Origin of the sequence: Oceanivirga salmonicida (genome assembly GCF_001517915.1) — a bacterium.
GTDB lineage: Bacteria > Fusobacteriota > Fusobacteriia > Fusobacteriales > Leptotrichiaceae > Oceanivirga > Oceanivirga salmonicida.
Genome location: NZ_LOQI01000002.1, coordinates 25,349 through 51,504, shown reverse-complemented (window position 1 = coordinate 51,504; position 26,156 = coordinate 25,349). Strand labels below are relative to the sequence as shown.

General features: G+C 24.8%; 28 protein-coding genes and 10 tRNA genes. 25 read left to right on the top strand and 13 right to left on the bottom strand.

All coding sequences use genetic code 11. The features are described 5' to 3' along the window. Positions 1-268: 268 nt before the first annotated feature. Positions 269-460, top strand: a complete 192-nt coding sequence (locus AWT72_RS00570) for a hypothetical protein (protein ID WP_067139210.1) — start codon at positions 269-271, stop codon at positions 458-460. 52 nt (positions 461-512) lie between these two features. Here AWT72_RS00570 and AWT72_RS00565 read toward each other — a convergent pair whose 3' ends face one another. The 13 genes from AWT72_RS00565 to AWT72_RS00505 all read right to left on the bottom strand — a co-directional run bounded on the left by AWT72_RS00565 (position 513) and on the right by AWT72_RS00505 (position 11,377). Beyond that, a complete protein-coding gene (locus tag AWT72_RS00565; protein ID WP_067139207.1) occupies positions 513-1,424 on the bottom strand; it encodes a D-alanine--D-alanine ligase in 912 nt (303 codons plus the stop codon). A 2-nt stretch (positions 1,425-1,426) separates the two neighbouring features. Continuing rightward, entirely contained in the window at positions 1,427-2,890 is a 1,464-nt protein-coding gene (locus AWT72_RS00560; RefSeq protein ID WP_067139204.1) for an Rqc2 family fibronectin-binding protein, read from the bottom strand. Continuing rightward, the gene (locus AWT72_RS00555) at positions 2,890-3,552 is read right to left on the bottom strand and encodes a MarR family transcriptional regulator (RefSeq protein WP_067139201.1); all 663 of its coding nucleotides are present in this window, start codon (positions 3,550-3,552) and stop codon (positions 2,890-2,892) included. The genes AWT72_RS00560 and AWT72_RS00555 overlap by 1 nt, the downstream gene beginning before the upstream one ends. Before the next feature lie 8 nt (positions 3,553-3,560). Next, on the bottom strand, positions 3,561-4,193 hold the full coding sequence (gene rpe, locus AWT72_RS00550; protein WP_067139198.1) for a ribulose-phosphate 3-epimerase: 633 nt from the start codon (positions 4,191-4,193) through the stop codon (positions 3,561-3,563). Continuing rightward, entirely contained in the window at positions 4,180-5,064 is an 885-nt protein-coding gene (gene rsgA, locus AWT72_RS00545) for a ribosome small subunit-dependent GTPase A (RefSeq protein ID WP_067139195.1), read from the bottom strand. The genes rpe and rsgA overlap by 14 nt, the downstream gene beginning before the upstream one ends. Then, a complete protein-coding gene (locus AWT72_RS00540) occupies positions 5,051-5,875 on the bottom strand; it encodes a PASTA domain-containing protein (RefSeq protein ID WP_067139191.1) in 825 nt (274 codons plus the stop codon). The genes rsgA and AWT72_RS00540 overlap by 14 nt, the downstream gene beginning before the upstream one ends. A 9-nt stretch (positions 5,876-5,884) precedes the next feature. After that, positions 5,885-6,973: a peptide chain release factor 2 gene (gene prfB / locus AWT72_RS00535; RefSeq protein ID WP_082680481.1), complete on the bottom strand. Its 1,089-nt coding sequence runs from the start codon at positions 6,971-6,973 to the stop codon at positions 5,885-5,887. Then, complete coding sequence (locus AWT72_RS00530; protein WP_067139188.1) at positions 6,960-7,289, bottom strand: AzlD domain-containing protein; 330 nt, start codon at positions 7,287-7,289, stop codon at positions 6,960-6,962. Before AWT72_RS00530 ends, prfB begins: the two co-directional genes overlap by 14 nt. A gap of 228 nt (positions 7,290-7,517) precedes the next feature. Continuing rightward, complete coding sequence (locus AWT72_RS00525) at positions 7,518-7,760, bottom strand: PspC domain-containing protein (RefSeq protein ID WP_067139185.1); 243 nt, start codon at positions 7,758-7,760, stop codon at positions 7,518-7,520. Next, entirely contained in the window at positions 7,760-8,650 is an 891-nt protein-coding gene (locus tag AWT72_RS00520; protein WP_067139182.1) for an SPFH domain-containing protein, read from the bottom strand. Before AWT72_RS00520 ends, AWT72_RS00525 begins: the two co-directional genes overlap by 1 nt. Before the next feature lie 3 nt (positions 8,651-8,653). Next, on the bottom strand, positions 8,654-9,052 hold the full coding sequence (locus tag AWT72_RS00515) for an NfeD family protein (RefSeq protein ID WP_067139179.1): 399 nt from the start codon (positions 9,050-9,052) through the stop codon (positions 8,654-8,656). Positions 9,053-9,407: 355 nt separating this feature from the next. Beyond that, a complete protein-coding gene (locus AWT72_RS00510; RefSeq protein WP_231501465.1) occupies positions 9,408-10,442 on the bottom strand; it encodes a PTS sugar transporter subunit IIC in 1,035 nt (344 codons plus the stop codon). Next, the gene (locus AWT72_RS00505) at positions 10,442-11,377 is read right to left on the bottom strand and encodes a 2-dehydropantoate 2-reductase (RefSeq protein WP_067139173.1); all 936 of its coding nucleotides are present in this window, start codon (positions 11,375-11,377) and stop codon (positions 10,442-10,444) included. The genes AWT72_RS00510 and AWT72_RS00505 overlap by 1 nt, the downstream gene beginning before the upstream one ends. 397 nt (positions 11,378-11,774) lie before the next feature. Between AWT72_RS00505 and AWT72_RS09405 the strand changes: the two genes are divergently transcribed. The 24 genes from AWT72_RS09405 to AWT72_RS00390 all read left to right on the top strand — a co-directional run bounded on the left by AWT72_RS09405 (position 11,775) and on the right by AWT72_RS00390 (position 26,081). Beyond that, on the top strand, positions 11,775-11,921 hold the full coding sequence (locus AWT72_RS09405) for a hypothetical protein (RefSeq protein ID WP_156413061.1): 147 nt from the start codon (positions 11,775-11,777) through the stop codon (positions 11,919-11,921). A 456-nt stretch (positions 11,922-12,377) separates the two neighbouring features. After that, positions 12,378-13,769: a chromosomal replication initiator protein DnaA gene (gene dnaA, locus AWT72_RS00500; protein ID WP_067139170.1), complete on the top strand. Its 1,392-nt coding sequence runs from the start codon at positions 12,378-12,380 to the stop codon at positions 13,767-13,769. Position 13,770: 1 nt separating this feature from the next. Further along, positions 13,771-13,974 carry a S4 domain-containing protein YaaA gene (yaaA, locus tag AWT72_RS00495; RefSeq protein ID WP_067139167.1) on the top strand — a complete coding sequence of 68 codons (204 nt, stop codon included), beginning with the start codon at positions 13,771-13,773 and terminating at the stop codon, positions 13,972-13,974. Between the two features lies 1 nt (position 13,975). Then, complete coding sequence (recF, locus tag AWT72_RS00490) at positions 13,976-15,058, top strand: DNA replication/repair protein RecF (RefSeq protein ID WP_067139164.1); 1,083 nt, start codon at positions 13,976-13,978, stop codon at positions 15,056-15,058. Next, a complete protein-coding gene (locus AWT72_RS00485; RefSeq protein WP_067139161.1) occupies positions 15,045-15,929 on the top strand; it encodes an RING finger protein in 885 nt (294 codons plus the stop codon). The genes recF and AWT72_RS00485 overlap by 14 nt, the downstream gene beginning before the upstream one ends. A gap of 2 nt (positions 15,930-15,931) precedes the next feature. Beyond that, a complete protein-coding gene (locus tag AWT72_RS00480; RefSeq protein ID WP_067139157.1) occupies positions 15,932-18,646 on the top strand; it encodes a DEAD/DEAH box helicase in 2,715 nt (904 codons plus the stop codon). A 2-nt stretch (positions 18,647-18,648) separates the two neighbouring features. Continuing rightward, positions 18,649-19,188, top strand: a complete 540-nt coding sequence (locus tag AWT72_RS00475; RefSeq protein ID WP_067139153.1) for a hypothetical protein — start codon at positions 18,649-18,651, stop codon at positions 19,186-19,188. Beyond that, complete coding sequence (locus tag AWT72_RS00470) at positions 19,185-19,427, top strand: RNA-binding S4 domain-containing protein (RefSeq protein ID WP_067139151.1); 243 nt, start codon at positions 19,185-19,187, stop codon at positions 19,425-19,427. Before AWT72_RS00475 ends, AWT72_RS00470 begins: the two co-directional genes overlap by 4 nt. A gap of 156 nt (positions 19,428-19,583) precedes the next feature. Further along, positions 19,584-19,671: transfer RNA gene (locus AWT72_RS00465), tRNA-Leu, on the top strand. A gap of 5 nt (positions 19,672-19,676) precedes the next feature. Continuing rightward, positions 19,677-19,753: transfer RNA gene (locus tag AWT72_RS00460), tRNA-Met, on the top strand. 21 nt (positions 19,754-19,774) lie between these two features. Beyond that, positions 19,775-19,850, top strand: a tRNA-Gly gene (locus tag AWT72_RS00455). Between the two features lie 3 nt (positions 19,851-19,853). Then, positions 19,854-19,929: transfer RNA gene (locus tag AWT72_RS00450), tRNA-Lys, on the top strand. A 16-nt stretch (positions 19,930-19,945) separates the two neighbouring features. After that, positions 19,946-20,021: transfer RNA gene (locus tag AWT72_RS00445), tRNA-Lys, on the top strand. Positions 20,022-20,051: 30 nt separating this feature from the next. Further along, positions 20,052-20,128, top strand: a tRNA-Arg gene (locus AWT72_RS00440). A 5-nt stretch (positions 20,129-20,133) separates the two neighbouring features. Beyond that, positions 20,134-20,210 (top strand) — tRNA-Met (locus tag AWT72_RS00435). A gap of 10 nt (positions 20,211-20,220) precedes the next feature. Beyond that, positions 20,221-20,295 (top strand) — tRNA-Glu (locus AWT72_RS00430). Between the two features lie 37 nt (positions 20,296-20,332). Continuing rightward, positions 20,333-20,422, top strand: a tRNA-Ser gene (locus AWT72_RS00425). Positions 20,423-20,445: 23 nt separating this feature from the next. Further along, positions 20,446-20,521: transfer RNA gene (locus AWT72_RS00420), tRNA-Phe, on the top strand. Between the two features lie 247 nt (positions 20,522-20,768). Then, complete coding sequence (locus tag AWT72_RS09580; RefSeq protein WP_067139148.1) at positions 20,769-20,990, top strand: heavy-metal-associated domain-containing protein; 222 nt, start codon at positions 20,769-20,771, stop codon at positions 20,988-20,990. Beyond that, entirely contained in the window at positions 20,990-21,592 is a 603-nt protein-coding gene (locus tag AWT72_RS00410; RefSeq protein ID WP_067139145.1) for a ribonuclease H family protein, read from the top strand. The genes AWT72_RS09580 and AWT72_RS00410 overlap by 1 nt, the downstream gene beginning before the upstream one ends. A gap of 8 nt (positions 21,593-21,600) precedes the next feature. After that, positions 21,601-22,833 (top strand): transcription termination factor Rho, encoded by a 1,233-nt coding sequence (gene rho / locus AWT72_RS00405; protein ID WP_067139142.1) that lies wholly within the window; start codon positions 21,601-21,603, stop codon positions 22,831-22,833. A 42-nt stretch (positions 22,834-22,875) separates the two neighbouring features. Continuing rightward, positions 22,876-24,030, top strand: a complete 1,155-nt coding sequence (locus tag AWT72_RS00400; RefSeq protein WP_067139139.1) for an MFS transporter — start codon at positions 22,876-22,878, stop codon at positions 24,028-24,030. Between the two features lies 1 nt (position 24,031). Next, positions 24,032-25,204, top strand: a complete 1,173-nt coding sequence (locus tag AWT72_RS00395; RefSeq protein ID WP_067139136.1) for an MFS transporter — start codon at positions 24,032-24,034, stop codon at positions 25,202-25,204. Next, positions 25,188-26,081, top strand: a complete 894-nt coding sequence (locus AWT72_RS00390; protein ID WP_067139133.1) for a DMT family transporter — start codon at positions 25,188-25,190, stop codon at positions 26,079-26,081. Before AWT72_RS00395 ends, AWT72_RS00390 begins: the two co-directional genes overlap by 17 nt. The last annotated feature ends 75 nt before the right edge of the window (positions 26,082-26,156 follow it).

The following is a 26,156-nucleotide window of genomic DNA, read 5'->3' as shown; positions in this document are numbered from 1 at the left end:
TATGACTATATCATACAAGGTGAAAAATGTTCAGAATCTTTTTAAAAATAATGATTTTGATATTTATAATAATTATATTCGCAAGAATTAGTTATTAATCAAATGAATTTTTTTAGAGTGGTTTAGCCAACCACTCTTTTTTTCTTTAACTCACATTTACATTTAACCTTATATGTTATATAATTACTTAACCATAAAATTAAAAATATGTACATAATTATTTTATTAATATTTATTATCATAATATAATTTAGTGAAAGGAAAAAATATGAAATATAGTATAAAATGCATATTATTTGAAAGTATAGTTCTAGGTTCAAGTATAGGTTTAACTCATTATTTATTAGAGCATTTTAATGTTATGCCCAAAAATGATATTTTTCTGATAGGAATATACTTTGTTGTCGCATTTACAGTATCTGTAATTTTAAGAAAAATAAAAGAATCGAATAAAAAATAAAGTGATATAATTACAATAATTAAATACCAAAACAAAAAATAGAGCTATAACTCTATTTTTTTAATGAACTCTCTATTAATAAATCAAGTGTTTGTGAATAATCAAGTCCTGCACTTGCTAAACTCTTTGGTAATATACTAGCAGAAGTCATACCTGGTAATGTATTTACTTCTATCATATATACTTCATTATTTTCTATTAAATAATCTATTCTAGCAAATCCACTACATTTGGTTTTTCTATAAATTTTTTCTGTCATACTATTGATTTTTTCTTGTATTTTAGGCTCAAATTCTACAATTTCTTCCTTTGCTCCATCAACACTATATTTACTTTCATAATTAAATGTATCTGATTTTAAAGGAGTTATTCTAACAGTTGGGTAAACCTTACCTGCAATTATTGGAACAGATATTTCTATTCCTTTAATAAATTTTTCTAAAACTATTTCATCAGTTAATTTTAATATTTCAATTATTGCATTATCATAATCTTTTTTATTATTGACTATATATAATCCTAAACTAGAACCACCATTAACTTGTTTTAAAACTACTTTTTCTCCATATTTTTTAGACATTTCATCATAACTTATTAAACTATCTTTTCTCATAGTAGTTCCAGGTATTACCGTTACTTCATCTTTCACTAAAAGTTTACAAATATTTTTGTCCATACATATAGCACTAGAAAGCATACCAGAACCACTATATTTAATATTCATAGAATCTAAAATTGCTTGTATACTTCCATCTTCTCCAAATGCACCATGTAATGCAATATACACAAAATCTATATCCATGTTTTGCACTTTAAAAATATCTTTATTTTCATTTATTATTAATTTTTCTACATTATACTTTTCTCTATCTAAATGTTTATATATTTCATTTCCTGTTCTAAGTGAAATCTCTCTTTCAGTTGAAGTTCCGCCCATAACTACTAATATTTTTAATTTTTCCATGTTCACCCCTTAATTATTATTGTTTTATAGTTATCATAAATTACATTTCCTCTTTTTGAGCCTGCTATCTTTTTAACATTTTTTACATTACAATAATCTACTTCTCCTATGCCGTTTAATTTTGAATTTTTAGCTGCTAGCCTTGCCACATATTCTATATCTGTATCTTGCGGTTCTTTGCCCCTTAATATCACATGAGAACCCGCTACATTCTTAGCATGAAACCATAAATCTCCATTTCTTGCTATTTTAAATGTTATCTCCTCATTTTCTAAACTATTTCTACCTACATATATTTCAAAATCTTTGTATTCTATCTTTTGTATTTCTCTTTTTGAATGTTTTGTAGATTTTACTTTTTTATTATTTAAACCTAATTCTTTTTCTATTTGTTCTAGACCTAATATATCATCTTGATTTACAGTATACAGTTCTTGTTCCTCATAGTATGATAATTCATCTTTAATCTCATTTAATCTAATAAGAATACTTTCTTCTCTTCTTTTAGATTTTGAATATCTATCATAATATTTTTTCATATTTTTAGATGGACTTAAATTTTTATCTAATTCAATTTCTATATTTTTATTGTTATAGTAATCAAAAAGTTCCACTTTTTCCATATTATTTTTCATATTATATAGATTAGATGCTAATATATCTCCTATTATTTTATATTTTTCATAACCCTTATTTTTTTCAATATCTATTGGTATTTTATCTAATATATTTTTTAATCTTTTTATATTTCGTCTAATTAATTTTAAAAGTGGTTTTCGTTTAGTTTCTAATTGACTTATATTATTATTCATCTTATAGTATTCATTTATTGCTTCATTTAAACTATTATACTTTGTCTTTTCTTTTTCCGGGTAAAATTCGTTATATGTTAATAGTTTTCCTTCATAAATTATTGCTTCATAAGAATTAGAAAATCTTTCTTTTGTTTTCTCATCTAATTTTTGCATTAAATTACCATATTTCCCCCTATTTTCAGGGTATTCATAATTTGCGCCATAAATCATAGACCTATCACTATTTATACTAGCGTACATACTTGTTAGTATAATATTTTTTTCATCTAATAAAACTACATTTATTCCTTTTCCTAAAAATTCGTATATTAATTTATATTTTTTTATTTCATTTAATAAATTTAATTTTTCTATTTCAACAACTATTATTCTATCATCATTATGTAAGTATATATCTTTTATTAGTCCACCTATTATGTGTTTTTTTAATTTTAATACAAAATTTAATTCTTTTTCTACATTTTGGGTTTTATCATCTTTTAAGTAAAGTATTGCTTCTTTTTTATTTTCAAAATATAGAGTTTTTTTATTAAATAAAATAGAAAAAGAGCTATTATCATAGCTTTGTATTTTTCTTATTTTTAAATTTAAAATTTCATTTTTAATTTCTTCTACTAAAAATTTGTAACCTACCGCATCTAAATATATCATTATTTTCCTTTTTTTATACAATGTATGCCTAAGGCATCTTCTAATGTTATTACTTTAATTCCTTTTATTGTTTCAACAGTTATAGTTGTTTTATCTTTTTCTAAAAGTTTAATTTCTTTGCCTATTATAATGCCTTTTTCATTTAAATATTTAAAAGCAGCATGTGAAAGTTTAATTTCTTCTATTTGAACTATATCATCTATTTCTAAATCTGGTAAAAGTATAGGTTCATATTCTTTTTTTAACTGCTCTAAATTTTCTTTTATAGTTTTAAAGGTATTGTAAAAAATTTGTATATCTTTTTTTGATATTTTCTTTGTTGCTTTTTCTATCACATGTCTATGAAAATTACCATGAAATTTATATGCCATATTTCCTTTAAGACTAAGAGAAACATATACTTTTCTTTTGTCTTTTTTATCTTTTTGTCTTTTAACAAAATTTTTCTTTTCCAACTTATTAATGGCTATTGAAGTTGTTCCTAATGTTGTTCCTAATTTATCACACAATTCATTCATAGTTAAACTACTATTTCCTATTAAATTTATTACATGTATTTCATTTTGTGTTAAGCATCTAATAGTATTATCTAAACTTAATTGTTCAATTTTATAGTATAATTTATAGAATTCATATATTAATTTTTCTATATCTTCAATCATAATAACTCCTACTTTAAACTATCTATTCTTTGTTTATAGTCTCCACCAAATACATAAGAACCTGCAACTAATATATTAGCTCCTGCATTTTTCACTAATACTGCTGTTTCGCTATTAATTCCACCATCTACTTCTATATCTAAATTAGGATATTTTTCTCTTAATTCTTTAATTTTATCTATTGCTCTTGGTATAAATTTTTGTCCACCAAACCCTGGGTTTACTGACATTATTAAAACCATATCTAATTTATGAGCAATATCATCTAATAAGCATATTGGGCTTGAAGGATTAAGTGCTACTGATGCCCTAACTCCATGCGATTTTATTAATTCAACTACTCTATCTAAATGTTTAGTCGCTTCTAAGTGAACAGTTATACTATCTGCACCAGCTTTTACCATGTCATCTATATATCTTTCAGGATTAGTAACCATCATGTGTATATCAAAAATTAAATTCGTATGCTTTCTTATAGCCCCTATTAATCCTGCCCCAAAAGTTATATTTGGTACAAAATCTCCATCCATAACATCTAAATGTAAATGAGTTGCTCCTGCTTTTTCTATTGCTATAACTTCATTTTTTAAATCAGAAAAATCAGCAGATAATAGTGATGGGGCAATTTTAATTTCTTTCATTGTTATTTTCTCCTTCAATTAATTTTTTGTAAAATTCATATCTGTATTTATTAATATTTCCTTTTTCAACTTCTTTTATTATATTACAATCCGGTTCTATTAAATGTAAGCAATCTTTAAATTTACATTGATATAAATAATTTTCAAAATCAGGTATCCATGTCATTATTTCTCTTATTTCATCATATTCTGGTAATGCTATTGAACTATAACCTGGTGTATCAAAAATTTTTATACCATTTTTTTCAAAATATTTAGTTATTATTGTAGTATTTTTTCCTTTTTTAGTTTTTCTACTAATATTTCCTACTTCTAGTGTTTCATTTTCTAAAATATTATTAACTAAACTAGATTTCCCTACTCCACTAGCTCCTGATAATACTATTATTTTTTCTTTTAAAAACTCTTTTAATTCTGTAATTCCTATGTTTTTTTCTACACTTATTTCAAATATTTTTATATGTTTAATTTTAGATTTTAAATTTTCTATAAAATCTTTTCTTTCTATATCATTTACTAAATCTATTTTATTTATTATTAAAATAGTTTTAATTTTTTGTTTATCTACCCATAATAATTTTTTTTGAAAAGCATTTATATCAAAAGTGGGATTAATTATACTAGTCATTATAGCTACATAATCTATATTAGAAACTAAGGGTCTAAGTAATAAATTTTTTCTTTCTAATACATTAGTTATTAGCATATCTTTAATTGAAATTTCTACTTTATCACCTATAACACAATTTAATTTGCTATTTTCTCTTTTAAGAGTTCCTTTAAGTTTAGTAGTATAAATATTTCCAAGATTATCTATAACTTCATAAAAACCCTGTGTTTTTCCTATAACTCTATAATTAATTTGATTCATTTTTTTCCTCTAATGCTTTTTTTATAATATTATCTATATATTGTTGATTTAATTTAAGATTTTCAGGTGTTTCATCATTTTTAGGAACACTTACATAAATTTTAATTTCTGTATCTTTTGAAAGTTCTGTATCAGGTAAAGGTTCTGTTCTTATCACTGTATTTTCTGGAATATCTCTTCCTTTTACACCTATAACATCTGTAACATTTAATTTTAAATCTAATAAGATTTTTTCAGCATCTAATAAATTAAGCCCTATTACATTTGGCATTACATTATCTTTAACTAATTTTTGTGTTGATACTAATAATGCTAATTTTTCTCCATATTTTATTAAACTTCCTTCTTTTGGGTAACTAGCTAATACTTTATCTTCTTCTAAATTAGTTGAAATATAGTCTACTCTTATAACTTCTATATTTTTTTCTTTTAACATAGCCATAGCTTCTACTAAAGGTAAATTTCTTAAATCAGGTAAACTTGCTCCTTCTTCATCATTAACATATAGTTTAATTGCCCTATTCATTTTTACTTTTTCATTTGCTTCTGGGCTTTGACTATATACATAATTAAACGGAACTTGATTAGATCTTGAACTTATGAAGTTATAATCTAAATTTGCCTTTCTCAAAATTTTGATAGCTTCTTTCTTTTCTAAATTTACTACACTAGGAACTGTTACCATAGTTTTATTAAAAAATTTATTTACAATTATATCTTTAGAAACAAATAATAATACTAATACTAAAAATATATTTAATATTCTTTTCCATTTTTTTATATTTTGCATATTTCTTCTATTATATCTCATATTTCTCCTTTATACATTAGCTTTATACTTTAAATATGAAGTTATAAACTCATCTATATCTCCATCCATTACTTTATCTACATTTCCTTCTTCCAATTTAGTTCTATGATCCTTAACCATTTTATACGGTTGCATTACATATGATCTAATTTGGCTTCCCCATTCTATCTTATTTTCTTCGCCCTTTATTTCTTTCATTTCTTTTTCTTTTTTTTCTAATTCAAGTTCAAATAATTTAGCCTTTAAAACCTTTAAGGCTGATTCCTTATTTTTTAACTGAGATCTTTCATTTTGACAAGTTACAACTACTCCTGTTGGTAAATGAGTTATTCTAACTGCAGAATCCGTTGTATTTACATGCTGTCCACCTGCACCACTTGCCCTATATGTATCTATATTTAAATCTGACATGTTTAAATTTATACTTACATCATCTTCTATTTCGGGCACTACATTAACTGCCGCAAAAGAAGTGTGCCTTCTAGCATTAGAATCAAAAGGTGATATTCTAACCAATCTATGAACTCCCTTTTCACAAGAAAGTAGTCCATAAGCATATTCTCCTTTAATGTTTACTGTTATGGATTTTATTCCAGCTTCTTCTCCTGTTAATATATCTAATATTTCTAATTTAAATCCTTTTTTATTTGCCCATCTTTCATACATTCTGTATAGCATATTAGCCCAATCACAGGCTTCTGTTCCACCTGCTCCTGAATTTATTGTTACTATGGCTGAATTTATATCATACTCACCATTTAGTAATATTTTATTATTAAATTCATCGGTAATATTTAAAAACTCCTCATATGTGTGTTCCAAATCTTTAATAGAAGCATCATCTCCACTATCTATAAACTCTAATAAAATTTGTATGTTTTCATAAGTTTCTATTATTCTATATGTATCTTGAATAAATATTTTATTTTTATTTATTTCTTGTAGAATTAATTTATTATCTTCTCTATCCCAAAAACCTTCTTTTAAAACTTCTTTTTCTAATTTTTTTATTTTTTCTTCTTTTTCTTTTATTATTAAAGAGTTTTTTAATCCGTCATATATATTTTTTACTTCTTTTTTTATTTCAAAAACTTCCAAAACTTAACCCCCTTAATGTGCCAATAAAAAAAATTGATGTCATCGCAATAAAAGCTAAACTCTTTTTCGTATATGTTAAATATGCTACAAATATTACTCCTAATATACTAATTATTATATCTATGTAATTATTCCCCAAAGATACAAATACTTCTGGAATAGCCAAAACAGATAATATTGATATAGGTAATATATCAAAAAAAGTATTAATATATTTATTGTTTTCAGGTATTTTTATAAATATAGGTAAAATTCTAAAAATAATAGTAAATATTGCAACTATTAAAATTATTATATATAAATTACTGTTTCCCAAGTATTTTCTCCTTTTAATTTGATATGTTTATTTTACCATTTAGGAGTTTTTTTTTCAATGGAATTAAAAAGTTATGAAAAAAACACTAAATATTTACTTATTTACATTTAATAATAAATCGAATAAAATTTTACTAATTTATCTTTTTTTATTCATTATGATATTTATTTCATACAAAAAATATCACACTTTATAGCATGATATTTTCTTTTATTATCTTAATTTTTTTTAATCTTCATATTCTATTGTATTTTCATCACATTTACATTTGTGATTACATTGACCTGTTCTTGGGTCTTCTGGCAAAATTACTGCTATTATAAAATAAGGAAGTATTGTTAGTCCGAAAAAAGCACAAGAAAAAATCCATACTATTCTAATAATTGATGGGTCTACTTCAAAATATTCTCCTAGTCCACCACATACTCCAAATATCATTCTATCTTTTTTGCTTCTATATATTTTTTTCATTATAATTCCTTAATGCTAGTTATTAAACTTGCTAAATTTTGTATTTCGCTAGGTATTATTATCTTAGTTGCCTTACCATCTGCTACTTCACTTAAAGTTCTTAGAGCTTGTATTTTTAAAATTTCTTCTTTTGGTACATTTTCATTTAGTAATCTTATACCTTCACTTTCGGCAGTTTTCATAGTTTTTAATGCTTCAGCTTGTCCTTCAGCTTCTTTAATTTGAACTTCTTTTTCTGCTTCTGCTCTTAATATTGCTGCTTGCTTTTCTCCTTCAGCAATTAAAATAGCACTTTCTTTTTTAGCTTGTGCTTCTAAAACTGTTGCTCTTTTAACACGTTCTGCCTTCATTTCTTTTTCCATTGCTTCTCTAATTTCTTCAGGTGGAATAATACTCTTTAATTCAACTCTATTTACTTTTATCCCCCAAGGGTCTGTTGCTTCATCTAATTCTATTCTCATTTTTGAATTTATTGTATCTCTTGATGTTAAAGTTTGGTCAACTGTTAAATCCCCTATAATGTTTCTTAATGTTGTTGCTGTTAAATTTTCAATTGCTGAAATTGGATTTTCAACTCCATAAGTATATAACTTAGGGTCTGTTATTTGGAAATATACAACCGTATCTATCATCATAGTTGCATTATCTTTTGTAATTACAGGTTGTGGAGGGAAATCTTTAACCATTTCCTTTAAAACTACCTTTTTTGAAACTGAATCAAAAAATGGATTTATTATATTAAAACCTGCATGTAATTGTTTATTATATTTACCTAATCTTTGAATTATATAAACATATGATTCTGGTACTATTTTTATACCATTAAATAATATTGCTATAATTATAGCAAATAAAATTACTGTTATTCCTAATACAAATGCTCCGCCCATATTTTACCTTCTTTCTATTATTATCTTATTTCCTTTATATTCTTTAATAAATGCTTTTTCCTTTTCATCAAAGTTTTCATTAGATATAGCGGTCCAAATTCCCCCCTTATATCTTATTTCATATTTATTATCTTCTATTTTTTTTATTACTGTAACTTCATCTCCAACGTTACTGTTTTTTTCGCTATTTAATGTCTTTTTAACCCATTTTTGTGTTGTAAGCATTAAAGCAATTGATATTATTGTAAATATTAATATTTGGATTTTAATATCAGTTATAAAAAATGATAACAGCATGACTATAAATGCAGAGATTGCAAACCAAACTGATACAAGAGCAGGAATTGCTATTTCTACAACAATAAATATTCCTGTAAGTAGCCCCCAATATATGTATGACATATTTTCACCTCTTTTTCTTTATTTTTTAATTAATATATTATAGCATTTTTTTCAATAATTTCAAACCAAAATATATGATAATATCGTTAATCCAAATATATCTGCTATTCCATGAGCAATAAAAAATGATATTAAATTTTTTTCTTTAAATATTTTAGTATACATATAATAATTAATTAATCCTAATATTATTCCAATAGAAATTGCTAAAATAATTCCTTGATATGTATGGAAAGAAAATTTTCATAAAATATAGATACCCTATTGTTGAATTATATATTGCTTCTCCAAGAATTATTATTGTTATAATTAAAATGTCCCCCCATTTTAAATAAATTAATTCTTTTTTATTTATTTAATTTTCAAATTTATAAATATCGTCTGAATAAATTTTTATAACTCTTGTAAATAATATATGTATTAGTAATGCTAATCCAAATGGTATAATTAAATAAGCTGTTATTATTATCATTATTGGTGCTGATGATCCTATTTGTACTAATTGAGCATATGCTTCTATTGGTCCTATAAGACCTACTATACCAAAACCTGCTGTTTTGGCTGTACCTGTAATTCCTAAAATTTTTACTCCTAATGCTCCACCTATTGAAGTAACTATTATGGGTAAATACATTATTGGATTTTTAGCAATATTAGGTATCATCATTTTCATGGCACCTAATAAAACTGCTAATGTTACTCCTGATTTATTTTTAGCAAATATTGAACCAATAACTAATACTGCTGCAGTTACCGTAATTCCCATATTAGCAGAACCTGATGCTAAACCTGTTAGACCTATTGCAAATCCTATTGCCACTGTTGATATAGGTGATATTACTATTATTCCAAATGAAATTGTTATAAATATACACATAATTAATGGTTGTAATGTTGTAAATCTAATTATAAGCAGTCCTATACTAGTAGTTACACTAGATACATATGGTAGACACATTAAACCAATAAACCCTATAAATGCTCCTATTATAGGTTGTAATACTATTGTAACTGAACCTAATTTATCATCTAGCCATAATGTAACTAGTACGGCTATGGCAGAAAAAATCATAACATTTATTAAATCTCCTACTCCCTTAATAACTAGCCCTTCACTTGTTCTAATAATAACTCCTGATGATATAAAAGTTGTTGCCCCTATAATTGATGCTTTCATTGGATTAAATCCAAATTGTAATCCTACTAATATTCCTATTATTGCTGAAACTAATGCTTGCATTATAACTAATGAATCTAGTAATGTTGCAACATACATATTTGCTATATAAGGTTTTAATATTGCTGATAATACTGCGTTGGGTATTAATGCTACAACTATACCTATTGATAAACCGTTTAATATTTTTCCTATAAATTCTTTTGCTTTCACTATTTTGCTCCTAATATTTGTTCTTTTGAATGTACTAATAAAGTTATAAGTTCACAAAATTTAGCATTATCTCCATTTTCTTTTGCTTTTTTTGCTACATAACCATTTAAATAATCTATTTCTGTATATCTGTTGTTTTTTATTAAATCTTGGTGCATTGATGGATAATGAGAACTTCCTTTAAATTCTGGTGTTGTAAACCAACAAACTAATTCAGTTATTTCATCTATATCTATATTTACACCTTCATATTTTGCAACCATAGAAAATTCTTCAACTATAGTTCTTAATATTTTTTCTAAATTAGGACTTTTTCCTAATTCAATCATATTACAATCTAATAAAGCACAACATGCATTCATTGTTCCGTTTATACATGCTTTTCTCCAAATAGAATAAATTATATCTTTTGAATAAATACAAGGTAATCCAGTATTATTTATTGTCGTAACAATTTCTTTAGCGCTTTTTTCTCCATCTTTTGTTATATTTTGAATTTCAGTATTTCCATAACTTGTAACTTCAAATACTCCTGCCTTTTTCATTTGTGCGGTTAAAACTGTTACACCTATTAAAATATTTTTAGGTTCAACATATTTTTTTAATGTTTCTATATGTCCTAATCCGTTTAATAAACATAGTACTTTGGTATTTTCTCCAAATAAATGCTTAATATTAGTTAACATATTATCTAGTTGCATAGATTTTGTAAAAACAATTATTAAATCAGGTATTTTTTTATATTCTACTGGTTTATATGCTTTAATCTCAAGTTTTTCTTCTTTTGATAAGTTTATAAATTTCACTCCTGAATTGTTAATTGTATCTACATTATCTTGCCATTCATCAAGGAAAATTACATTATTTCCACTTTTTTTGAGCATAGCACCATATGTGGCACCCATTGCTCCTGCTCCTGCAATTACTATTTCCATTTTGCCTCCTTATTTGTTATTTTGATTGCGAAACCTTTTGTATTTTAACATAAAATATTGTCTTGGTCTACTTTTTTAGAAATTATAAATATTTAGGTGAAAAAAAATAGAATAGATTTTTAATATATATTCTATAATTTAATTATTATTCTTATTATGTACTGTGTATTTGTGGAAAGTTAAATGCTAAAAGGTAAAAAATTATGTTTTTATGTTCATAACTGTGTGTAAAAAATCTTTATAAAATGTGTGTAAATATTTTATAAACTAAATTTTTTTTTAGGTTATATCTTTAAATAATATAAGTAAAATTCATATTTTAATAAAAAGAACTGAATTATACTTATATACAAATTAGTATTAAAAGAGTATACTTATTTTGAAAAGAGGCGATTTTATGAAAAATTATACTAAAACATTTATATTTATTATAACTATTATGTTAACTGTAATATTAACTAGAAATATAGATATATTTTATTCAATTATTATTTCTATAATAGTGGGAATTATTTTAGGAATAGGATTTAAGTTTATAAAGTAAAAGAAAAATTAAAGAATAAAAGATAGGCAATTAGCCTTTTTTTTATAACTAAATATAAAAAAAATATTTAATTTTATAATTTATATATATTCTATAATTTAATTATTATTCTTATTATGCACTGTGTGTTTGTGGAAAGCTAAATGCTAAAAGGTAAAAAAATGTGTTTTTATGTTCATAACTATGTGGGAAAAATCTTTATAAAATGTGCATAAAAAAAGGGGCGAAAAAAAATTAAAAAAAAATTTTTTGTTGATAATTTTGTGAAAAGTATTATAAATAAATGTGGCAATTTTTGTGGAAAACTTACTGTTTTTGTGGAAAACTCGCATAAAATAACAAATTTAAGACTTTTTTGTTGTATAACTTTGTGGAAAAGTGGAAAACTTTTTTATTTGATTATTTATTTTTCTTGTGATATAGTTTAGAAAAATAGAGAAATGGTAGGGGTCAAAAATGGAGCAAAAAGATTTAGATAATATATGGGAAATTACGAGAACAATATTTGCTAGTGATAATGGAATGGAGTATTTACACACATTAAAACAGGTAAACCTATATAATATAGAAAATGAAATTTGCTATTTGCATACAACAAATAATGAAGTGAAAATTATTTTAGAAAAACTAAAAGATGAAATATTTGAAGCATTAAAAAAAGTTGTAGCAATAAAAGGAATAAATGTTGAAGACATTGTTATAAAAAGAGAAATTGAATTAATTAATAAAGATATGTTCATTATTGAAGAAGATGATGATTATACTCAAGTTGGAGAAACAGGTTTAATTGAAGAGTTTACTATGGAAAACTTTGTAACAGGTTTAAATACAGAATATGCATATAAACTTTGTGAAAAAGTTGTTGAAACTATTGTAAATAATAAAGAAAATAATTTCACTCCTTTAATTTTGTTTGGAGATTCAGGTCTTGGTAAAACACATTTAGGTCAAGCAATAGGAAATGAAATATTAAAAAAATGCCCTGATAAAAGAGTTAAATATTTAACAGCAGAAGGATTTAATAATGAATATTTGGAAGCAATACAAAAAGGAAGATTTAAACAAATAAGAGATAATAGAGAAAGTAGTGGAAATTTTAGACAAAAATATAGAAACTTAGATTTAATAATAATAGATGATATACAATTTTTTGAAAGAGTTTTTGGAAAAGGTGAAGGGAGTGTTGAAGAAGAGTTTTTCAATACTTTTAATACCTTATATACAGAAAAAAAACAAATTATATTCATAAGTGATAGAAGTCCACATAATATTAAAAACTTATCTAATAGAATAATGACTAGAATAGGTTCAGGTATAATGCAGGAAATAAAAAGACCTGATTATTCAACGAGAGTAGCCATACTTAGAAAATTATGTGAAGACAAACATGAAAAAATTAATGATTTATACTTAGAATATATAGCAACTAATGTAAAAAATAGTGTTAGGGAAATGCAAGGAATATTAAAAAATGTAATAACAACAGCACAATTATTAGAAAAGCCAGTAGATATGGACATGGTTAAAGATTCTATAGAAAAAAATATAATATTAACTAATTCTATGATAACGGCTGAGAGTATAATTAAAAAAGTAGCAAATTATTATCAAATAACAGAAGAAGATTTAAAATCTAAAAAAAGAAATCAAGAAATTTTAATACCCAGACAAGTTAGTATGTATATAATTAAAGAAAATTTAGATATTACATTTGATGGAGTAGGTAAAATATTTGATAGAGACCATTCAACTGTTTTAAATGCTATTAATAAGATAAGAAATAAAATGGAAGAAGAAGCAACATTTATGTTACAAGTAAAAGAAATAAATAGATCAATAAGGGAGTAAAATGGAAATAGAAATAAAGGGTGAATATATAAAATTAGACCAATTATTAAAGTTTGCTAATTTAGTTGCTAGTGGTGGAGAAGCCAAAGAAGTGATAAAAGATGGCTTAGTTTTAGTAAATGGAGAAGTTGAAACTAGACGTGGTAAAAAAATTAGAAATGGTGATATTGTAGTATTTGCTAATGAGGAAATAACGGTAAAATAAAATGTATATAGAGCAAATATTAGTTGATAATTTTAGAATATTGGCTAATAAAAAGTTTGAATTTAGTAAAAATTTTAATTTAATATATGGAAAAAATGCACAGGGGAAAACGAGTTTAATAGAAGCTGTGTATTTTTTGGCGAGTGGTAAAAGTTTTAGAACTAGAAAAATTATAGAGCAAATAAAAGAAAATAATAAGAGAATGGTAGTTTTTTCAAAAATAAATGGAGTAAATTATTCAATAGAATTATCAAAAGATAAAAGGGCTTTTTATAAAAATTCGAACAGATGCAAATATTCTGAATACTTAGGAGATATTTTAGTAATTTCTTTTTCGCCAGAAGATATGGATTTAATTATAGGAACACCAGACACAAGAAGAAGATTTTTTAATTATGAGATATGTCAAATAGATAAAAAATATCTTAAATATTTACTAGATTTCCAAAAAATTCTTAAAATTAGAAATAAAATGATAAAAAATAATGAAATGGAAAGTAAACTATTTGAAATATACAATGAAAAGTTTATAGATTTATCAATAGAGTTATTAATGATAAGAAAAGAATATATAGAAGAGTTATCAATAATTATTAATGAAAAATATCAAAAATTATTTGGAAATAAAAAAAAGATTAATTTAATATATGAAAATTTTTTAGTTAATTTAAAAGATAAAAAATATAATAAAGACGAATTAAAGGCAGAATTTAAAGAAAGTTTATTTAGTAAAAAAGATAAAGAAAAAATATATGGATATAGTATTTTAGGACCACAAAAAGATGATTTTATTTTTGAAATTAATGAGAATAAGGTTAAATCTTATGCTTCACAAGGAGAAAAAAAATCTGTATTATTAGCATTAAAATTAGCTCAAGGAGATTATATTATATCTAAAACTAATAATACACCAATATTTTTATTTGATGATATATCTGCATACTTTGATGAAATAAGAAAATATAGGGTTATGGAGTATTTTAAAGAGAAAAAAATACAATGTTTTTTTACATCAACTGAAAAAATAGATATAGAAGCCAAATATATTAAAATAGAAGATGGAGACATAAATGATGAAGTTTAAGCACATAGCAGAAAATTTTAAAGGATTTAAAAAATATGATATAGATGGCTTGTGGAAAGAAATTATGAGAGGTAAAAACTTTATATATCAAAATACCAATTTACTCTTAGAAGGAAATAAAGCAATAATATATGTAGATGATAATTCTATTTTAATGGCACTAAAAATGCAAGAGAAAACTTTAATGAATAATATTTCTAATCATTTATCAAATATAACTGAAATAGAATTTAGAAAGACAAATAAAATAATAAAAATTAATAAAGATAACAAGTTTAAAATACAGAACAACAGTGATAATAAATTAAAAAAAGATTTGTCAAAAGAAATTGAGCAAATTATAAAAAAAACACATGAAAAATATGAAAATATTGAAAATGAACTAACAAGAAAAATTTATATAGGTTATACTATACAAAGAGAAATTGAAAATTTAAAAAATAAAGTTAATAAGGGTGTAAAATGTGAGCAATGTAAAGAATTTTTTGAAAGAGTTGAAAAAGAAAAAGTTTGTATACTTTGTAGAAATAGGCAATATGAAAAAGATATAAGATTTATTAAAGAAAAAATATATAAAAACCCTGAAATAACCAAAGAATATGCAAAAGAAATATATGGAATTAGTAAGGGTATATATGGATTAGCAATATCACAAATTTTAGATGAAAAAATGAGAGATATATACTATAAAATAGAAATAAATTTAGAAAATCAAGTTATAGATTTAAGTTCTGAATTAGAAACTTATGCAAAATATTATGCAGGAACACTTGATAGGGGAACACTTGAAATTGTCATAAAAAAATTAAAAGCAAGATTAATAACTAATACTTTAAAAATACACAATAAAGCAGTTAAAATTAAAGGATAAAGATGGAATTATTAAAAGAAAATTTACTTGAATATTTAGGAAAATCAAGAGAAGAAATTAAAATATATATAAGTTCTTCATTCAAAAATTTAGATTATTACTACAACAAGGCATTAGAAAAAAATAAAAATGCCTATCTTTTTAATACATATAGTAATGATTTAAAAGATAAATTAGATATAAATACAAAATTAATAGAAACTTTATCAAAAGATAATAATGAAAAATATATATTTATAGATTTTAATTTGGCTATGAATGTATTTTTTGATGAAGCCAAATATTTTTATTTAAAAAAAGGAGAAAAATATAGTTTAAAAGAAATAGAACAAAAATTGGAAAGTTTTTTTTATGAAAGAGAGTATATATTATCTGAGTTAGGACAATATTCAAGAAGAGGGGAAATAATAGACATATTTGGTTATGGACAAGATAACCCTATAAGACTAGATTTTTTTGACATAGAATTAGAAAAAATAAAAGTTTTTGATATAGAAAATCAAAAATCTTTTGAAGAGTTAAATGAAATAAAAATTTATTCAGGAAAATTAGAAGGAAAAACAATTTTAATAACAGATTTAGCAAATAAATTTAGTGAAAAAAAAGTAAAATTCTACATTGAAAATAAAGAAATGATAGAATATAATCTTGAAACCATGATGATTTTAGATATAACAAATAAAGATAAATTACAAAAAAGATATGAGCAAATTTTAGAAAAAGCAGAAAAGTTACAAGTAAATATCTCTAAGGAAAGAAACTATAAATCAGAAATACAAGAACAAAAATCAAAGAATATAAAAAAGCATAGAAAATATCAAAATATAACAGATTTAGTAAAAGGAGACTATGTAATACATATACAACATGGTGTTGGAATATATGATGGCCTAGAATTAATTTCAAATAAGGAATGTTTAAGTATTAGATATGCAGATAGAGATAAGCTATATATACCAATAGAGCAAATAGGGAGATTAGAAAAATATATAAATATAAGTGGGCAAGAACCATTTTTATATAAATTAGGAACAAGAGGTTTTGGAAGAAGACAAAAAAAATACGTTGAAGATATTAGGCAAACCGCTAAAATGTTACTTGAAATACAGGCTAAAAGAGAAAAAACTAATGGAATAGTCTTTTTAGAGGATACGATTTGGTTTAAAGAATTTGAAGAACAATTTGAACATGCAGAAACAAAAGATCAGTTAATAGCCATTGAAGAAATAAAAAAAGATATGCAAAGTCCTAAAATTATGGACAGAATAGTTTGTGGAGACGTAGGATACGGGAAAACAGAAGTTGCTATGAGAGCGGCTTTCAAAGCAGTTGAAAGTGGTTATCAAGTAGCAGTTTTGGTACCAACAACAATATTAGCTCAACAACATTATGATAGATTTTTAAAAAGATATAAAAATTTTCCAATTAATATATCGGTTTATTCTAGATTATCAGCAAATAAAAATATATTAAAAGATTTATCTAACGGTAATATAGACATATTAATAGGAACGCATAAACTTTTAAGCGAAGAAGTTGTTTTTAATAATTTAGGTTTACTTATTATAGATGAAGAACAAAAATTTGGGGTAAGGCATAAAGAAAAATTAAAATCTAAAAAACAAGATTTAGATGTTCTTACATTAACTGCAACACCTATACCTAGAACTCTTAATTTGGCACTTTTAGGAATAAGAGATATTTCTTTAATAACAACTCCGCCCCTGCAAAAAATACCAATAAAAACTAAGGTTATTGAAAATGTAGAAGATAAAGAATTAAGAAATATAATTTTAAAAGAGATTTCAAGAGAAGGTCAAGTATTTTATGTTTCAAATAATGTTAAGGATATGTCACAAAAGAAAAAAGAATTACAAAAGATTTTGCCTGATTTTATAAAAATAGAATATATAAACGGACAATTAAATCCTAGTGAAATTAGAGAAAAAATAAAGGCATTTGAAAATGAAGAATTTCATATACTATTAACTTCTACAATAATAGAAAATGGAATAGATATAACAAATGTTAATACAATAATTATAGAAGATTTTGTAAAACTTGGTCTATCACAAATTTATCAGTTAAGAGGTAGAGTAGGTAGAGGGAATAGACAAGCATATTGTTACTTATTAAAAAATAAAAAATCTACTAAAAAAGGTGAAGAAAAAGAACAAACAATGAGAAATATTGAAAATATTACATCTGGTGGGTATAGAATATCTATGGAAGATATGAATATAAGAGGAGCAGGAGAAATATTAGGTGAAAAGCAACATGGAGCAATAGAAACCTTTGGTTATGATTTATACCTTAGAATGTTAAATGAAGAAATTAAGCATCAAAGTAATGCAAAAAAAGAAAAATTAGAAAATGTAGAAATAAATCTTATTGATAAAGGGTATATTCCAGAAAGTTATATTGAAGAAAGAGAAAGAATAAAAATATATAGAAGATTATATTCTTATGAAGAAATAAAAGAAGTAATTGAACTTGAAAAAGAATTAATTGATAGATTTGGTTTAATTCCAAAAGATTTAGAAAATTTATTTATTTATATTAAAGTAAAAATATACGCAAAGCTAAATTTTATAGAGAGAATTGATGAAAAAAATGGCAAAATATTTTTAAAATATTATAAAAAAGTTTCAAATTTAGACCAATCTGTGGTAATATTAAGCAAAGAAGAATTTTTAAAAAAGGTTTGGAGTGAATAATTATGAAAAGAAAAATAATGTTTATTTGTATTTTAATTATGTTACAATCTTGTACAGCGTTTAGAAATATATTTTCTAGCAATGACGATCCTTATGGAAGAGTAATAGAAACTATAGAAAACAAACAAACAAAAAGAAAATTAACTACAACAGAAAAAAATTTATATAAAGAAGTTAGTAAAGCAAAAAAAGAAAAAAGAGAGTTAGTTTTAACAAAGGAAGAACAAAAGTTATATGATGAAATATATAATTCTAATAGAGAAGAAACTAAACATAAAAAACATACTTCTTCAAAAGTTACATTAAGTGAAGATGGAAAAGAAGTATTAAGATTAATGAAAAAGGTATATAATTTAATAGAGCCTTATGATGTCATGCAAAAAAAGACAATAGAAGCGGTTGAAAAAATAAGAGAACAAAAAAATCCTGATGAAGATCCATTAATAGTTATAAAAGAAATTCATAAAATTTTGAAAGAAACTAGAACGAGATCATTTACTTTAGCGGTAGCAAGAGTTATGAGAAATAGAGGAATAAAATGAGACTAGACAAATTTTTAAAGGTTACTAGAATTATAAAAAGAAGAACCATAGCTAGTGAACTTTGTAGTGCAGGAAAAGTTTTAGTTAACGGAGATGAAAAGAAATCTTCATATGAGATAAAAAAAGATGATGAATTAGAGATACAATATTTTAATAGGGTTATAAAAGTGAAAATATTAGAGATACCTAAACCATCTATAAAAAAAGAAGAAATTGAAAATTACATAAAAATAATCTAAATATTTTGTTTTATATTATAAGGACTATAAGTTTTATTTTACAAACCCTATATATTTAAAAGAAAACAGCTATCATGAAAAAAATAAAAAAAATTTTAAAAAAAAGTTGACAAACATTTTTAAATAGTGTAAAATAATTCTTGTCCTTAAAAAGATGCCTTGGTGGCGAAATCGGTAGACGCACAGGACTTAAAATCCTGTGGATTAATTATCCGTGCCGGTTCAAGTCCGGCCCGAGGCACCATTTATCGCGGAGTAGAGCAGTCTGGCAGCTCGTCGGGCTCATAACCCGAAGGTCATTGGTTCAAATCCAATCTCCGCAACCAAAAGAAAATAAAAACATATGTGCGGGAATAACTCAGTTGGTAGAGTGTCAGCCTTCCAAGCTGAATGTCGCGAGTTCGACCCTCGTTTCCCGCTCCATGTGAGCCATTAGCTCAGTCGGTAGAGCACATGACTTTTAATCATGGTGTCACTGGTTCGATTCCAGTATGGCTCACCATTTAAATTATTTAAATGGGTTATTAGCTCAGTTGGTAGAGCACATGACTCTTAATCATGGTGTCACTGGTTCGATCCCAGTATAACCCACCATTGAAAAGAATATAAACAAATAAAAAATATGTACCTGTAGCTCAGTAGGATAGAGCAACAGCCTTCTAAGCTGTGGGCCAGGAGTTCGAATCTCTTCAGGTACGCCATATATGGATCTGTAGCTCAGGTGGTTAGAGCACGCGGCTCATAACCGTGAGGTCACTGGTTCGATCCCAGTCAGATCCACCATTTTATTTAAGGGCCCTTCGTCTAGTGGTCAGGACATCGGGTTTTCATCCCGGAAACAGGAGTTCAATTCTCCTAGGGCCTACCAAATAAATACACCTTGACGGTGATTTTTTTAGATTTAAGGGCAGATGTCCGAACTGGCTAAGGAACCGGTCTTGAAAACCGGCGAAGGTGTAACAGCCGTCTGGGTTCGAATCCCAGTCTGCCCGCCAGTATAATTAATATAATATTTTATGCCCAGATAGCTCAGTTGGTAGAGCAAAGGATTGAAGCTCCTTGTGTCCATGGTTCGATTCCGTGTCTGGGCACCATAAAAAAGTCTAACAAATATAACAAGTGCATTAGTAAAATAATGTGCTTTTTTTTATTTATATTATGTCAGTTAAATATATTTTAATTTAAAATACAACACAAAATTTTATAATTAATTATTGAATAATTTGGGGGAAAATAAATTTTAAAAACTTAATTGAAACAAAGCTATATAAATGGTATAATGAAAATGATTTTAAGATAAGACGAATAGAAAATTTAAATTTTTATATAAAGGAGAAAAGAGTGAAAAAAATATTAACAATACCAGGAATAACTTGCGAAAAATGTGCTGAAAAATTATCAGAAGTTTTATATAGTGCACCAGAAGTAGAAAATGTAGTAGTAGATATAGATAATAAAGAAGTTGAAATAGAGTTGAATTATGAATTATCAGGAGAAACATTAAAAATGTTAGTTAAGTCTGCTGGTAAATATGAGATAAAAGAAATAAAAGAGATAAGATAATGTTTTATGCATATTATATTGAAAAAATTGACGAAAAAGGTATAGTAGATACTTGGGAAATTTGTAGTCAAAAGATAAAAGGGCAAAAATCCCGTTATAAAAAATTTAAAACATATGAAGAAGCCAAAATTTGGTTAGATAATGGAGCATTATACGAAAAAAAAGTATTAGATAAATCAGGTTTAATTAAAGATGCCATATATTTTGATGCAGGAACAGGTAGGGGTATAGGAGTTGAAGTAAGGCTTACCGATATAAATGGGAAATCTTTATTGAATAAAATTATGCCTATTGATAAGATAAATGAACATGGAAATTATTTATTATCTAGTGGTAGAACAAATAATTTTGGAGAACTTACAGGATTATTTATAGCTTTAAAATATGCTAAAAAATATAATATAAAAAACATATGTGGAGACAGTGATTTAGTTATAAAATACTGGTGTAAAGGACATTATAATAAAGATAATTTAGAAAAAGAAACAGTGGAATTAATAAAAAAAGTTTCAATTATGTATGGAGAATATATAGGTTATGGTGGAAAGTTACATAAGGTTTCAGGCGATATAAATCCATCTGATTTAGGATTTCACAAATAGGAGTAATAATGGAAAATTTATTGAAAAAAACATCGACAGAATTAAAAAAAATGGCAAAAGAATATGAAATAGATAATTATAAATCAATGATAAAAGCCGATTTAATAAATCATGTATGTGTTAAATTAGCAGAAGATCAAGGTAAAATATATACTTTTGGTACACTAGATATATTAAATGATGGTTATGGTTTTTTAAGAAATACAACACTTGAAGCAGACGTTTATGTATCTATATCACAAATAAAAAAATTAAGTTTGAGACAAGATGATATTATTTGTGGAGAAGTAAGAGTACCAATAGGTAGTGAAAAGAATTATGGTCTTATAAGAATAGAATTTATAAACAGTGATACCATAAGTAAAGCATTAAATAGACCTTTATTTGATGATTTAATACCAACTTATCCAACACAGAGATTAAATTTAGGTTCAGGAGATGTATCATCAAGAATAATAGACTTAATGTCACCAATAGGAAAAGGACAAAGGGGTATAATAGTAGCACCGCCAAAAGCAGGTAAAACAATACTTCTTACAACTTTAGCTAATGATATTATAAAATATAATAAAGACGTTGAAGTTTGGATTTTATTAATTGATGAAAGACCAGAAGAAGTAACAGATATAAAAGAAAATGTAAAAGAAGCAGAAGTTTATGCTGCAACTTTTGATGAAGATCCTGCAACACATTTAAAAGTTACAGAACAGGTTTTAGAATCTGCAAAAAGAGAAGTAGAAAAAGGAAAAAATATAGTAATTTTGATGGACAGTATAACTAGGCTTGCTAGGTCATATAATGTTGTATTACCATCTAGTGGTAAAATAATTTCTGGTGGGATAGACCCTAAGGCATTGTATATGCCTAAAAAATTCTTTGGTTCTGCCAGAAATATTAAAAATGGGGGAAGTTTAACAATAATTTGTACTGCTTTAATTGAAACAGGAAGTCGTATGGATGACGTAGTTTTTGAAGAATTTAAAGGAACTGGTAATATGGAAGTAATACTAGATAGAACACTACAACAATTAAGATTATTCCCTGCAATAGATATAGTTAAAAGCGGAACAAGGCGAGAGGAATTACTTTATTCTAAAAAAGAATTAGAACTTATATGGGCATTAAGAAAAAAACTTATGAAATGTAATGAAGCAGAAGCTTTAAAATATTTATTAGATTTAATGAAACAGTATTCTACTAATGAAGAATTGATACAAAATATAAAATATGAATTAATATAGCACCAACAAGATTTGGTGCTTTTTAAAGGGAAGGCGATAAAATTGACATTTAGATTTATCATTTTAGAAATATGCTATTGGAGTATATTTTGCAGTACTTTTGTATTTGCCAATCCTATACTTAGTTCAAAAAACTTTGATGTATCAAGTATAGGGTTAATTTTTTTCTTAGCGGGACTTGGTGCTGCTATATTACAACCTTTCTTAGCTAATATAGTTCATAGATATGAAAAGATAAGTAATAAATATATAGTTTTATTAGTAATTAGTGTTTTACTATCTACATATATTTTAGAAAATTTTGTAAGTGAAAGTGTTTTAGCAGTAATTTATACTATATCTATGATATGTATACTAATTTCAGAAACATTTATTTATGCTTTTATTATGGATTATATAAATAGTGGTTTTGATATTAATTTAGGACTAGGTCGTGGTTTAGGGTCTTTCTCTTTTGCTTTAACTTCAATGTTTTTGGGTTATTTATCAAGTATATATGGTTTTAGTTTTGTATCACATTTAAATATTTTTCTTATAACAATAGTGATATTGATGGTTATTAGTTTTAAATCAAGTTTAGTAGTTTATAAGAAAAAAACTGAAAATAATAAACCTAAATCAATTAAAGAATTTTTTATGAGATATAAGAAATTTAAATGGTTGTTATTAGGAGTAATGATAATATTTATACCACATTTATCAATTTCTAATTTTTTATTAAATATTATGAAAGAAGTTGGTAAAAATAATACATATGTAGGTTTAGGCTTAGGAATAGCAGCTACTGGGGAATTACTTGTAGGAGCAACTTATGTATATATAAAAAGAAAATTTGAAAACTATAAATTACTTTATTTTGCTGCCATATTTTTCAGTATTAAAGTAATATTTACATTATTAGGAATTTTTATTAATATGCCAATTTTAATATTATTTGGGCAATTTTTACAAATTTTTGCTTTTGCAACATATTTACCAGCATCTATATATTATGTTAATAATTTAATGAAATCAAATGATAAAGGGAAGGGACAGGCATATTTAGGAACAGCAATAACTATTTCTAATATTATTTCAGGATTATTATCTTCAAGATTAATTGCTTATAAGGGAGCAACTTTTATGGTTTTAGTTATGACTATAATTTCTATTTTAGGAACTATAATCATATGCATCAATTTAGAAAAGGAACAATAAAATGACTAAAAAATTTGCAGTATTACAATTTATATATTGGTTTTTATTTTGTACGGCATATTCATTTGCCAATCCTGTATTAAGTTCAAAAGGATTTAGTGTATCTAATATAGGGATTATATTGTCGTTATCGGCTTTTCTATCAGTAATAACTCAGCCGTTATTAGCAAAATTAATAAATAAGTATAATAGAATAAGTAATAGATTAATATTAATATTCTCAATGATTTCATTATTATTAATGCTTATATTAAGTATAGTAATAAAAAATAATATAGTTTTAACTATTATATATATATTAATTTTGTCTAATATTTTAAATACACAAACTTTTATATACACATTTATTTTTGACTATATTAATAATGGTTACGAAATAAATTTTGGTTTAACTCGTGGTACAGGCTCTATTGCTTTTGCAATAGCTTCATTAGGTTTAGGGTATATAACTAAATTTTATGGTTTTAGCTTTATTATTTATTTAGAATTATTATTAACTGTATTAATAATATTTATGATATTTAGTTTTAATTCAAATGATATAGTTAAAGAAGTAAAATTAAATAAAGAATATAAAGGAAATATATTTACATTTGTTAAAAAGTATAAAAAATTCACATGGTTTTTATTAGGGATAATGTGTATTTTTACCACTCATATGGCTATAAATAATTTTTTCTTAAATATTATGCAATCCGTCGGTAAAGGCACGATGTTTGTGGGTATAGGATTAGCAATAGCAGCAATATTAGAATTACCTGTAATGGCATCATATAAACACATAAAAAGAAAGTTTGGTAGTTATAATATATTATTCTTTGCTATAATATCATTTACTATTAAATCATTTATAGTTTTAATAGGTTTAATGTTTAATAGTGTTAGTATAATATTGCTATCCCAAGTATCTCAAATATTTGCTTTTGCAATTTATCTTCCTACCGCTATACATTATGTTAATGACGTTATGGAAAAAGAAGATAGAGTAAAAGGACAAGCATATTTAGGTTCAGCAGGAACAATAAGTTCTATAATTGCAAGTTATATTGGAGCAAGAATTATAGAAAATCAAGGCGTAACATACATGGTATTATTTATTACTGTAATTTCTTTAGTGGGAACAGTAATAGTTTGTAAAAATTTAGAAAGAATAAAAAATGAAAAAAATACATAAAGGCATATTACTTGCTTTACTTAGTAGTATATTTTGGGCAATAGGTGGGAATTTTACTCAATATATATTTATCAATTCTGATTTTAATTTTGTAACATTAGTTTCAATTAGAATGTTGTTATCAGGGATTTTAATAACATTATTTGAAATGAAGTTAACTGGAAAAGAAAAAGCTATTGAAATGTTAAAAGATAAAACTATATGGTTACCATTATTGATATTTTCAATATTTGGACAAATTGGAATACAGTTAACATTTTTTGCAACAATAAAATATAGCGGAGCAGCATTTGCAACCCTTACAAGTTCATTAGCACCAATTATAGTTATTATATATTTAAGTATAAAATTAAAGAAAAGACCAAGAAGTGTTGAATGTATTCCTATGTTTACTTTGTTTTTAGGATTATTTTTCGTGGTTACAAGTGCTAATATAAATACATTATTAGTTGATATTAGAGCAGTTATATATGGTATTATATCTGCATGTTGTTTTGCATTTTATCTTTTATATGCAAAAAAACTTTTTAAATACCCAAGTACATATATTATTGGTTATACAATGATAATGGGTGGAGTTTTTCTACTACCGTTTAGTAATCTAAAAATGATGATAACAAATTTAATGAAATTAAATATATTGTTTTTCTTTATATTACTTATAGTTATAGGAACAGTAATACCTTTTTGTCTTTTTGTAGAAAGTACAAGATATGTGAGTTCTAAAATAGTTTCTATATTAAGTGTATGTGAACCCTTAATATCACTAGCAATTTCTATATTTATATTCCATAAAACATTTACACAAATACAGTTAATGGGAGTATTTATAGTTGTATTTTCCGTAATTGTAATCAGTATATATTCGGAAGAATAAAATATGAATAAATAAAGACTTAAATTTTTAAGTAAATTTAGGTCTTTTTTAGTTTTAAAAGTTTGAATAAAAGGC

What these genes read in the sequence shown, in the direction of transcription:
- rsgA (WP_067139195.1), bottom strand. Translation starts at nt 5,064, where the DNA reads ATGAATCAAATTAATTATAGAGTTATAGGAAAAACACAGGGTTTTTAT.
- yaaA (WP_067139167.1), top strand. Translation starts at nt 13,771, where the DNA reads ATGGAAATAGAAATAAAGGGTGAATATATAAAATTAGACCAATTATTA.
- AWT72_RS00540 (WP_067139191.1), bottom strand. Translation starts at nt 5,875, where the DNA reads ATGAGATATAATAGAAGAAATATGCAAAATATAAAAAAATGGAAAAGA.
- AWT72_RS00520 (WP_067139182.1), bottom strand. Translation starts at nt 8,650, where the DNA reads ATGGGCGGAGCATTTGTATTAGGAATAACAGTAATTTTATTTGCTATA.
- AWT72_RS00470 (WP_067139151.1), top strand. Translation starts at nt 19,185, where the DNA reads ATGAGACTAGACAAATTTTTAAAGGTTACTAGAATTATAAAAAGAAGA.
- AWT72_RS00390 (WP_067139133.1), top strand. Translation starts at nt 25,188, where the DNA reads ATGAAAAAAATACATAAAGGCATATTACTTGCTTTACTTAGTAGTATA.
- rpe (WP_067139198.1), bottom strand. Translation starts at nt 4,193, where the DNA reads ATGAAAGAAATTAAAATTGCCCCATCACTATTATCTGCTGATTTTTCT.
- AWT72_RS09405 (WP_156413061.1), top strand. Translation starts at nt 11,775, where the DNA reads ATGAAAAATTATACTAAAACATTTATATTTATTATAACTATTATGTTA.
- AWT72_RS00525 (WP_067139185.1), bottom strand. Translation starts at nt 7,760, where the DNA reads ATGAAAAAAATATATAGAAGCAAAAAAGATAGAATGATATTTGGAGTA.
- AWT72_RS00570 (WP_067139210.1), top strand. Translation starts at nt 269, where the DNA reads ATGAAATATAGTATAAAATGCATATTATTTGAAAGTATAGTTCTAGGT.
- dnaA (WP_067139170.1), top strand. Translation starts at nt 12,378, where the DNA reads ATGGAGCAAAAAGATTTAGATAATATATGGGAAATTACGAGAACAATA.
- recF (WP_067139164.1), top strand. Translation starts at nt 13,976, where the DNA reads ATGTATATAGAGCAAATATTAGTTGATAATTTTAGAATATTGGCTAAT.
- AWT72_RS00480 (WP_067139157.1), top strand. Translation starts at nt 15,932, where the DNA reads ATGGAATTATTAAAAGAAAATTTACTTGAATATTTAGGAAAATCAAGA.
- AWT72_RS00410 (WP_067139145.1), top strand. Translation starts at nt 20,990, where the DNA reads ATGTTTTATGCATATTATATTGAAAAAATTGACGAAAAAGGTATAGTA.
- AWT72_RS00515 (WP_067139179.1), bottom strand. Translation starts at nt 9,052, where the DNA reads ATGTCATACATATATTGGGGGCTACTTACAGGAATATTTATTGTTGTA.
- AWT72_RS00565 (WP_067139207.1), bottom strand. Translation starts at nt 1,424, where the DNA reads ATGGAAAAATTAAAAATATTAGTAGTTATGGGCGGAACTTCAACTGAA.
- AWT72_RS00555 (WP_067139201.1), bottom strand. Translation starts at nt 3,552, where the DNA reads ATGATTGAAGATATAGAAAAATTAATATATGAATTCTATAAATTATAC.
- rho (WP_067139142.1), top strand. Translation starts at nt 21,601, where the DNA reads ATGGAAAATTTATTGAAAAAAACATCGACAGAATTAAAAAAAATGGCA.
- AWT72_RS00505 (WP_067139173.1), bottom strand. Translation starts at nt 11,377, where the DNA reads ATGGAAATAGTAATTGCAGGAGCAGGAGCAATGGGTGCCACATATGGT.
- AWT72_RS00395 (WP_067139136.1), top strand. Translation starts at nt 24,032, where the DNA reads ATGACTAAAAAATTTGCAGTATTACAATTTATATATTGGTTTTTATTT.
- AWT72_RS00560 (WP_067139204.1), bottom strand. Translation starts at nt 2,890, where the DNA reads ATGATATATTTAGATGCGGTAGGTTACAAATTTTTAGTAGAAGAAATT.
- AWT72_RS00485 (WP_067139161.1), top strand. Translation starts at nt 15,045, where the DNA reads ATGATGAAGTTTAAGCACATAGCAGAAAATTTTAAAGGATTTAAAAAA.
- AWT72_RS00475 (WP_067139153.1), top strand. Translation starts at nt 18,649, where the DNA reads ATGAAAAGAAAAATAATGTTTATTTGTATTTTAATTATGTTACAATCT.